The organism is Mesorhizobium sp. M7A.F.Ca.ET.027.03.2.1 (genome assembly GCF_003999175.1).
Taxonomy (GTDB): Bacteria; Pseudomonadota; Alphaproteobacteria; order Rhizobiales; family Rhizobiaceae; genus Mesorhizobium.
In genome coordinates, this window is record NZ_RZOM01001603.1 from 1 (window position 1) to 854 (window position 854).

1 protein-coding gene and 1 pseudogene are annotated in these 854 nt (G+C 60.9%); one reads left to right on the plus strand and one right to left on the minus strand.

Annotated features, from left to right (window positions below):
- Window positions 1-96: 96 nt before the first annotated feature.
- Window positions 97-342, plus strand: a complete 246-nt coding sequence (locus EN750_RS36745; protein WP_127399442.1) for a DUF982 domain-containing protein — start codon at window positions 97-99, stop codon at window positions 340-342.
- 310 nt (window positions 343-652) lie between these two features.
- Here EN750_RS36745 and EN750_RS36750 read toward each other — a convergent pair.
- Window positions 653-854 (minus strand): annotated as a pseudogene (locus tag EN750_RS36750) (hypothetical protein); the annotation flags it as partial.

Here is an 854-nt window from a genome sequence, read left to right on the forward strand (position 1 = left end):
TGCGCTGGATGGCTGGACGCCGGCGGAAAAAGCGATGCGGGCGATGATCGACGCCGCGCGCGAAGCAAAACTCCTCCAGTAGATGGAAAACAGGACATGTCCGAGCTCATTTTGCCCACACCGATGCGGATCAAGCCGCATGGGTCGGACACGATCCGCGACGTCGCCACGCTCAAGGATGCCAGCGAAATCCTGATCGACTGGCCGCAGGCCAAACGCGGCCCGTTCTACCAGGCGGCGCGCGAGAAGGTCGAAGCCGCATTGGAAACCGGGACAGGCGCCGCCGAGGCACAGGAGGCCTTCGCAGCGCTCTGCAGCCACTCCGGCGTCTTGGTGCGATAGCGGTTTCAATGAAAAGAAGCAGGCGGGGGCGTTGTGCCTCGCCTGCTTCACGCAAATCGTCCTGATCACTCGCAATAGTCGATCGATTATTCCGGCGGAAGCTCGCCCTGTACGATCGGGTGTGAAGTTTCAAAGCCAAAACTCTTCGGCGCCAGCAGAATCAAGGCTATCACGATGGCAATTGAGGCAAGCAACGTGGCTGGGTCGCAATATCTCTCACGATAATCTCTCCGAATTCCAAGTCGTGAGAGAAACGCCCCCAAGATAACGAGGTTCCATTAGCTTGCGCGATAATACCAGCGAGCAGCGGTTATTGCTTCGGCGGCTGGGGCGGCACTTCACCCGGCTTGATCACCGGCGTCTTGCCTTCGTTCGGCGCCGGCGCCGCCATGCCCTGGTCGCCCGTCGGGGGCGGTTTCAGCACGCCGCCGCAGTCGTTGAGCTTCGCGGTCAAATTGCCGTCATCGGCCTGCTGTCCAGGCTGCTGTTTTGCCCCTTGCTCGGTCTGAGCC